Origin of the sequence: Roseovarius sp., from assembly GCF_018066915.1 — a bacterium.
Taxonomy (GTDB): domain Bacteria; phylum Pseudomonadota; class Alphaproteobacteria; order Rhodobacterales; family Rhodobacteraceae; genus Roseovarius.
Window position 1 is genome coordinate 1 of sequence record NZ_JAGPVV010000087.1, and the last position, 8,821, is coordinate 8,821.

The following is an 8,821-nucleotide window of genomic DNA, read 5'->3' on the forward strand; positions in this document are numbered from 1 at the left end:
ATGGCGTGGCTCGATGCGCATATTCCCGACGATGACGGGCAACGCACGCTGGTGCATGGCGACTACCGGCTCGACAATCTGCTCTTTGAACTCGAGGGCACCGCCTGTGTCGCTGTGCTCGACTGGGAGCTTTCCACGCTCGGCCACCCCTACGCCGACCTTGCCGCCGTGATCATGCAATGGTCGATGCCCGCCACCGCAGAGGGACGCGGTCTATCGGGTGTTGACCGCGCAGCACTTGGTCTCTGGTCAGATGCGGAGTTTATCGCCCGTTATTGCGACCGGCGCGGGATTGCCCCGATCGAGGGGTTCCATTTCTACCTCGCCTTCAGCTATTTCCGCATGGCGGCCATTCTGCAAGGCGTCAAGAAACGTGCGCTGGATGGCAATGCCTCTGACCCCGCACGCGGCCTGCGCCTCGGGGGCTATGTGCCCGAATTTGCCCGCGCGGGCCTACGCGCGACTAAGGACAAGACATGACCCAAGACCTTGACCCGAACCTGCTCGAAGCACCCTCGGCGTTGCAAACCCATCTTGGGTATCGCCTGATTGGCTGGTCCGAAGGCTTTGCGCGGCTGGACCTGCCGTTGGAGCCGTTCCTGATGAACCGTCAGGGCCTGCCACATGGCGGCATTCACGCCACCCTGCTCGATACCGCCATGGGCTTTGCCGGGTGTTACACTGGCGACCCGGCACGGCAGCAGATGGCGCTCACCCTGTCGCTGACGGTCAATTATCTGGGGCAGGCCACCGGCGCGCGGCTGATTGCCGAGGCGCGGCGCACGGGCGGCGGCAAATCCACCTATTTCGCAGAAGGCGTGGTGCGCGATGATAATGGAACCCTCATCGCCACCGGCACCGGCGTATTTCGCCTGCGGCGGGATCACGCACAATAACCATGGGTTATGGTTACGTTTAGTAAATCCAATTATTAATTATTGAAAACATCTGTTAGACCGCCCGAGGATAACGCGCGTGGCCCATGGAATCGGTCGCATTCTCAGCGGCGCATCCAGACCACCCACCAACGACAACGCATCAGGTAGGAGACGAAAATGGACGGCAACAACATTGGCAAATGCCCAGTCATGCACGGCAGCGTGACCGAAACTGGCACCAGCGTCATGGATTGGTGGCCCAAATCCCTCAATCTCGACATCCTGCATCAGCATGACCAGAAAACCAATCCGCTCGGCGCAGACTTCAACTATGCCGAAGAGGTCAAGACCCTCGACTTCGAGGCCGTCAAGGCCGACGTCAAGGCGCTGATGACCGACAGCCAAGAGTGGTGGCCTGCCGACTGGGGCCATTACGGCGGTCTGATGATCCGTCTGGCATGGCACTCGGCCGGCTCTTATCGTCTGGCCGATGGGCGTGGTGGCGGTGGTCATGGCAACATCCGCTTTGCGCCCCTGAACAGCTGGCCGGACAATGGCAACCTCGACAAGGCGCGTCGCCTGCTCTGGCCGGTCAAGAAGAAATACGGCAACAAGCTGAGCTGGGCCGACCTGATCCTGCTCGCGGGCAACATGGCTTATGAGTCGATGGGCCTGAAAACCTTTGGCTTCTCGTTCGGTCGCGAAGACATCTGGCATCCCGAGAAAGACACCTACTGGGGCGCGGAGAAGGAATGGCTGGCCCCTTCGGACAGCCGCTATGAGAGCGTCGAGAACCCGGCCACCATGGAGAACCCCCTTGCCGCCGTGCAAATGGGCCTGATCTATGTGAATCCCGAAGGCGTCAACGGCAAACCCGACCCGCTGGCGACCGCCGGTCAGGTGCGCGAAACCTTTGCCCGCATGGCCATGAATGACGAAGAAACCGCAGCCCTGACCTGCGGCGGCCACACAGTCGGCAAGGCGCATGGCAATGGCGACGCTTCCGCCTTGGGCGCAGAGCCGGAAGCGGCAGATGTGGAAAATCAGGGCTTTGGCTGGGTCAACCCCAACCTCGGCGGCAAGGCTACCAATGCCGTGACCTCGGGCATCGAGGGCGCGTGGACCACACACCCGACCAAATGGGACATGGGCTATTTCAAGCTGCTGTTCGGCTATGACTGGGAACTCACCAAATCCCCGGCTGGCGCGCAGCAATGGCGGCCCATCGACATCAAGGAAGAGGACATGCCGGTCGATCCGACCGACCAGACCAAGCGCGTCATGCCGATGATGACCGATGCCGACATGGCGATGAAGATGGACCCGACCTATCGCGCCATCTGCGAAAAGTTCATGGCGGACCAGGCCTATTTCGAGGATTGCTTTGGTCGCGCATGGTTCAAGCTGACCCACCGTGATCTGGGCCCCCGGACCCGCTACATTGGCCCGGATGCCCCGCAAGAGGATCTGATCTGGCAAGACCCGATCCCGGCGGGCACGACCGGCTACGATGTCGCCGCCGTCAAGGCCAAGATCGCCGCAAGCGGTCTGAGCCTGTCCGACATGGTCGCGACGGCATGGGACAGTGCACGCACTTTCCGCAACTCCGACCTGCGTGGCGGTGCCAATGGCGCACGCATCCGTCTGGCCCCGCAAAAGGATTGGGAGGGCAACGAGCCTGCCCGTCTGGCGCAGGTGCTGGCCGCGCTCGAGCCCATCGCGGCAGAGACCGGCGCAAGCGTGGCTGATGTGATCGTTCTGGCGGGCAATGTCGGGATCGAACAGGCGGTCAAAGCCGCAGGTTTCGATATCGAGGTGCCCTTTGCTCCCGGTCGCGGCGACGCGACTGCGGAGATGACCGATGCAGAGTCCTTCGGCCCGTTGGAACCGCTGGCCGATGGTTTCCGCAACTGGCTCAAGAAAGATTACATCGTCGCTCCCGAGGAAATGCTGCTCGACCGAGCACAGCTCATGGGCCTCAGCGCACATGAGATGACCTGCCTCATCGGCGGCATGCGGGTTTTGGGTACCAACCACGGCGGCACGGCGCATGGCGTCTTTACCAACAAGGTAGGCGCACTGACGACCGACTTCTTCACCACGCTCACCGACATGAGCTACAAGTGGGAGCCGAATGGCGATGGCACCTACAACATCGTGGATCGCAAGTCGGGCGCGGTGAAACACACCGCCACCCGCGTCGATCTGGTGTTCGGGTCCAACTCCATCCTGCGCGCCTATGCCGAGATCTATGCACAGGACGACGCCCCCGAAAAATTCGTGCGCGATTTCGTCGCCGCATGGACCAAGGTGATGAACGCGGACCGCTTCGATCTGGCCTGATCCCGTTTGACACGACGACCACGGAGGCGCGGCGAGACATCGCCGCGCCTTTTCCTTTTGCAGCCGGGAAATCGGCAATCCGGCGCGCGCGCGCCCCGAGATCGCTTTTGATTCGGAAACAATCGGGCTATTCTAGGGCGAGAGCCACACAACAAAGGGGCCGGGCCATGCGAGCGGTATATCTAGGACTATTGAGCTTTCTGATCGGGGCACAGCCGGTGCTGGCCGGGGCGGTCGAGCAATCGTTGCGTCCTCAGATGCGGCCCGGTTCGGGTCTCATCACGGCGGCGGTGATTGTTGCCATCGACGTGCCGGTGCGCAGCCTCCGGCCCCAGATGCGCCCTGCTGGTGTGTCAGAGACCGCCATCGTGCCGGTCAACGCCAATCCCCGGTTCGACACTTGGGTTGCAGGTTTCCGGGGCCGCGCCTTGTCGCAGGGGATCAGCGGTCAGGTGTTTGACCGCGCCTTTCGCGGCGTGACCTTTAATGCCGAGATCGTGTCCAAGGACCGTAACCAGTCGGAATTCAAACGCGAGATCTGGGATTACCTCGACAGCGCTGTCTCGCCCGTCCGGGTCAACAACGGGCAAGAGGCGCTGCGCAAGCAGCGCCGCGCACTCGAGCGGATCGAGGCGCATTACGGCGTGGAGAAAGAGGTGGTCGCCGCCGTCTGGGGGATGGAGAGCACCTATGGCGAACGGCTGGGCGATCTGCCGCTGATTCAGTCGCTGGCAACGCTGGCCTATGACGGGCGGCGCGGTGCGTTCTTTGAAAAACAGCTCATCGCCGCCTTGCAGATTCTGCAATCGGGCGATGTGACGCCAGAGAACATGAAAGGGTCATGGGCGGGGGCCATGGGGCATACGCAGTTCATGCCCACCTCTTACCTTGCCTATGCGGTGGATTTCACCGGTGATGGCAAGCGCGACATCTGGTCGGACGACCCCACTGATGCCCTCGCCTCGACCGCCGCCTATCTGAAACGCTTTGGCTGGACCAAGGGCCAGCCTTGGGGTGTCGAAGTGCAAGTGCCGCGTGGCTTCAGCGCCGGGGCGGCCAAGGCCAAGCGCCTGCCGTCACAATGGGCGGCACAAGGCGTGGTCGGCATGGATGGCCGTGCGGTGCGCGATTACGGCAATGCCTCGATCCTGCTTCCTGCAGGGCTTCAGGGTCCGGCCTTCATGGTCTTTGACAATTTCGGCGTGATCAAGCGCTACAACAATTCCGATGCCTACGCGCTTGGCGTGGGGCATCTGTCGGACCGGATCGGTGGCGGGCCTGAAATCCGGGGGGCCTGGCCGCGCGGCTATAACCCGCTGTCCTTTGACGAAAGAATGGAAATGCAGCGCCGCCTGCAGCGCAAGGGTTTCGCCATCGAAAAGATCGACGGCATCATGGGCCCCAACACGATCAACGCAATTCGCGCCTTTCAGCAATCCGTGGGGGTGACGCCAGACGGCCTGCCGTCGCAGGAACTGCTGGCGCTGCTCAAACGCTCGTGAGCGTGCAGGCCGAGGCACAGCACGATCTGGCGGGCCTCATCTGCTGCCCGACCTGCGATCTGGTCTATACAGCGCCCAAGGTGGCGATGCGGCAACGCGCCATCTGCGCGCGCTGCCACAGGGTTCTGATCGCGCCCCGGCGCAAGGCGGGCAAGCAGTTGATCGCCCTGGCGATGACGGTGCTGATCCTGATCGTGGCGGCGGTGCTCTTTCCGTTTCTGTCCATCGGGGCGGGCGGGATGCACCATGACGCGTCGATCCTGCAAGCGGCGTTCGTGTTCGAGGGTGGGCTGTCGGTGCTGGCGGTGGCGGTGCTTTTCTTTATCGTGGTGATCCCGGCGCTGCGCCTGCTCTTGCTGATCTATGTGCTGGTGCCCATCATCCGTGACCGCCCGCCTGCGCCCTTGGCGCGGCCTGCCTTTCGCCTCTCCGAGGGGCTCGTGCCGTGGTCCATGGCCGAGATTTTCGCCATCGGCTGCGCCGTTGCCTTGGTCAAGCTGAGCGATCTGGCCGATGTGGCCTTTGGTCCGGCGGCGTGGATGTTCGCGGTGCTGGTGGTGCTGGTGGTGGCGACCGATAGCCTGATGTGCCGCTATTCGATCTGGGCCTCGCTGGATCAATGAGAACCGCGCGCGACATGGGGCTGGTAGGTTGCACCCGCTGCATGGTCGTGGCCCCTCTTGGCACGCCGCTCTGTCCGCGCTGTGGCAGCGCCTTGCATTCCCGCGATCCCATGGCCTTGCAAAAGGTCTGGGCGTGGTGGCTCTTGGGTCTTGGGTGTTATATCCCCGCCAATCTCTACCCGATGCTCGAGACGCGCACGCTGGTCAGCACGCAGTCCGACACCATCGTGGGCGGTGCCGTGACATTGGCACAGCATGGCAACTGGGGGGTCGCGTTCATCATTCTGGTGGCCAGCGTGGTGATCCCGGTTGCCAAGTTCATCGTGCTGGCCGGTCTGGCCTTTGGTGTCTGGCGCGGCTCGCGCCTGTCGCAGGCGCGGCGACATCTGCTTTACGAGGTGGTGGAATATATCGGCCGCTGGTCGATGATCGACGTATTCGTCGTGGCGATCCTGTCGTCATTGGTGCAATTACAGGCGTTGGCCACGATCACACCGGGGCGCGCCAGCCTGTTTTTTGCCCTTTCGGTGATTTTCACCATGCTTTCAGCCCAGAGTTTTGATAGCCGCATGATCTGGGACAGCGCCCGCCCGCCTGACGACCAAGAGGACCGCCAACTGTGACCCAAACCGAAATGCCGCCGCCAGAGCCCCCCATCACCCCTGCCGGGCGCAGCCTGATCGACCGCGTTTCGGTGATCTGGCTCGTGCCCTTGGCAGCGCTGCTTGTGGTGTTGGGCGTCGCATGGCAGGCCTATGCCGAACGTGGGCCGCTCCTTGAGATTTCGTTTGAGAACGCGTCGGGCGTGCGGGCGGGGACAACCGAATTGCGCTATCGCGATGTCACCGTCGGGATGGTCGAAGACGTGAGCTTTGCGCCCGAGTTGGACCGCGTGCTGGTCAAGGTCCGCGTGGATCAAGAGGTGGCCCCCTATATCGACCGCGACGCGCAATTTTGGGTGGTTCGCCCCCAAGTCACGGCGCGCGGCGTGACTGGCCTTGGGACGGTGCTGTCGGGCGTTTATATCGAAGGGCTGTGGGACAACAGCCCCGGTGCAGCGGTCACGCAGATTACCGGCCTGCCCGATGCCCCGCTGGAGCGTGTGGGACAGGACGGTCTGCGCCTGATGCTGCGCGCGCAGGGACGTGCCTCGTTGGTCGAGGGTGCGCCGGTGGTCTATCGCGGGATCGAAGTGGGACGCATCGGGCGGCCACGCATCACCGCCGATGGGGCCTCGGCAGAGGCCGAAGCGCTGATCTTTGCGCCGCATGATCGGCTGATCAACAGCGCCACGCGGTTCTGGGACACGTCCGGGTTTTCCTTTTCGCTGGGGCCTGCGGGCGCGCAGCTCGATTTTTCATCCGTGGCGGCCCTCGTATCGGGTGGCGTCACCTTCGAGACGATGATTTCCGGCGGCACCGCAGCACAGGCTGGGGACGACTATACGGTCTACCCCGAGGAATCCGCCGCCCGTGCCAGCCTTTTTCGCGGGGACGACAGCGAAATCCTGACGCTTTCCGCCGTGTTCGAGGATAATATTGCCGGCCTCAGCGTCGATGCCCCGGTGGAATGGAATGGGCTGCGCATCGGTCAAGTGAGCGCACTCAATGGGGTGGTGGATGAGGATAGATTTGGCGACGGGCGCGTGCGGCTTTTGGTTGATCTGGCGATACGCCCCGGACGGCTGGGGCTCGAGGGCGGCGCAGGGCGCGAAACGGCTTTGGAGTATCTGCACGAAAGCGTCGCAGGAGGGCTGCGCGCGCGCTTGGCCTCGGCCTCGCTTCTGACGGGCGGGCTCAAGATCGAACTGGTCGACGTCCCCGATGCCCCCCCGGCCCAGATCGAAACGATGGAGGATGGCGGCCTGCTGCTGCCCACCACCGAAAGCGAGATCGCCGATGTGTCCGCCACCGCGACTGGCGTCTTCGAGCGGATCAACGCCCTGCCCATCGAGGACGTGATGGCCGAAGCGATCACGCTCATGCAGAACGCCAATGCCCTTGTCTCGAGCAGCGATACCCGCGCCGTGCCGGGCAATGTCAACGCTTTGCTGGACGAGGCGCGCGGCGTGATCGGCGCGCCAGAGGTTCAGGCCCTGCCCGCGCGGCTTGATGCGGTGCTGACCGAGATGGAAACGCTGGTCGCGCAAATCGCACAAGAGGCACTGGCAACCAAGCTGAGTGCCGCGCTCAGCGATGCCTCTGCGGCCTCGCAAGGGGTGAGCGATGCGGTCAGTGGCGTGCCAGACCTTGTCGCGCGGCTGGATGCCGTGGCGCAAAAGGCCGAGAGCGTCGAGATTGACGCCTTGGCGGCAGAGTTGACCGCGCTCATTCGCAGCGCGGACGCGCTGATCGCCGGAGAGGGCGCGCAGGCGCTACCCGGCACACTGAACGCCACCCTTGACGAATTGCGCAGCGTGCTGGCGCAATTGCGCGAAGGCGGCGTGGTCGAGAATGCGACCGCGGCCCTTGGCTCTGCCCGCGACGCGGCGGATACCTTTGCCGAGGCAGGGCGTGATCTGCCGGGTCTTATCGCCGAGGCCGAGGCCGTGCTGGCACAGGCGCGCGGCACGCTGGCGGGCTATGCCGCCGACAATGGCGTGGGCCGCGATGCCCGCGCTGCGATGCGCGAGGTTGAACGCGCCGCCCGTGCCGTGTCATCCTTGGCGCGTGCGATTGAACGCAATCCGAATTCCTTGCTGTTGGGAAGATGATGAGAATGAAGAGATTTTCCGCCCTCCTGCTGCTGGCTGCCCTTGCCGCCTGCACCTCTGTCCCCGAACAGCGCCTGACCGTGCCGCGCGCACCGGTCGAGACCAAACAGCGGATCGCCTTTGCCTCGGTCGCGCTGCGCGAGGTGTCCTTGCCGGGTTACGCGGCGGGCGAGGACATCTATCTCTCGGATGCTTTGGGCGTCTTGCGCACCCAACCGGGCCTCTTCTGGGCCGATGATCCGGCGCGCGCGATTACGCTCGAACTCAGCCGCCATCTGGCGCAAATCACGGGCGCAAGGGTCGCGTCAGAGCCTTGGCCCTTTGGCGGCTTTCCCGAGGCGCAGGTCGAGGTGCGGGTCGAAGAAATGCTGGCGCAAGAGGGCGGCATATTCCGCCTTGCGGGGCAATATTTCGTGTCGTCCGAGACTGGTCGGGCGCGGGCGCAACTCTTTGATCTGAGCGTGCCGGTGCCTCTAGATTCGGGTGCCACCGCCATCGCTGCCGCGCGCGGTCAGGCGGTGCGGGATCTTGCCTTGGCCATTGCCCGCGACGGGCTGCGCTGAGCGCGCCCGCTCCCGCTCTTCTAACGCCGCTTACGCTCGGCCTTGCGGCGATCAACCGCAGCCTTGCGCTTGGCGCTGCCCAGTTTGCGTTTGGGCGGTTTGCCGCGCCCCGCGCGCGGACCCTTTGGCAAAGTCTCGCCATCAAGGCTCACGAGTTCCAGCGCGATGCCCCCTGTCACGGGCGCGGCCTCGGCCAGCT

The 8,821-nt window shown here is 63.9% G+C and carries 8 protein-coding genes; all 8 read left to right on the forward strand.

The features are described 5' to 3' along the window. A partial coding sequence (locus KBT70_RS04915; protein WP_296629411.1) for a phosphotransferase occupies positions 1-480 on the forward strand: 480 nt, incomplete at its 5' end. Beyond that, a complete protein-coding gene (locus KBT70_RS04920; protein ID WP_296629412.1) occupies positions 477-896 on the forward strand; it encodes a PaaI family thioesterase in 420 nt (139 codons plus the stop codon). The genes KBT70_RS04915 and KBT70_RS04920, both read left to right, overlap by 4 nt. Before the next feature lie 159 nt (positions 897-1,055). Then, positions 1,056-3,221, forward strand: a complete 2,166-nt coding sequence (gene katG, locus KBT70_RS04925) for a catalase/peroxidase HPI (RefSeq protein WP_296629413.1) — start codon at positions 1,056-1,058, stop codon at positions 3,219-3,221. A 167-nt stretch (positions 3,222-3,388) separates the two neighbouring features. After that, positions 3,389-4,723, forward strand: a complete 1,335-nt coding sequence (locus KBT70_RS04930) for a lytic murein transglycosylase (protein ID WP_296629414.1) — start codon at positions 3,389-3,391, stop codon at positions 4,721-4,723. Then, entirely contained in the window at positions 4,720-5,346 is a 627-nt protein-coding gene (locus KBT70_RS04935; protein WP_296629415.1) for a paraquat-inducible protein A, read from the forward strand. Before KBT70_RS04930 ends, KBT70_RS04935 begins: the two co-directional genes overlap by 4 nt. Continuing rightward, on the forward strand, positions 5,343-5,969 hold the full coding sequence (locus KBT70_RS04940) for a paraquat-inducible protein A (RefSeq protein ID WP_296629416.1): 627 nt from the start codon (positions 5,343-5,345) through the stop codon (positions 5,967-5,969). Before KBT70_RS04935 ends, KBT70_RS04940 begins: the two co-directional genes overlap by 4 nt. Then, positions 5,966-8,059 carry an MlaD family protein gene (locus KBT70_RS04945; RefSeq protein WP_296629417.1) on the forward strand — a complete coding sequence of 698 codons (2,094 nt, stop codon included), beginning with the start codon at positions 5,966-5,968 and terminating at the stop codon, positions 8,057-8,059. Before KBT70_RS04940 ends, KBT70_RS04945 begins: the two co-directional genes overlap by 4 nt. A 5-nt stretch (positions 8,060-8,064) precedes the next feature. After that, on the forward strand, positions 8,065-8,622 hold the full coding sequence (locus KBT70_RS04950) for an ABC-type transport auxiliary lipoprotein family protein (protein WP_296629418.1): 558 nt from the start codon (positions 8,065-8,067) through the stop codon (positions 8,620-8,622). Positions 8,623-8,821 lie beyond the last annotated feature (199 nt).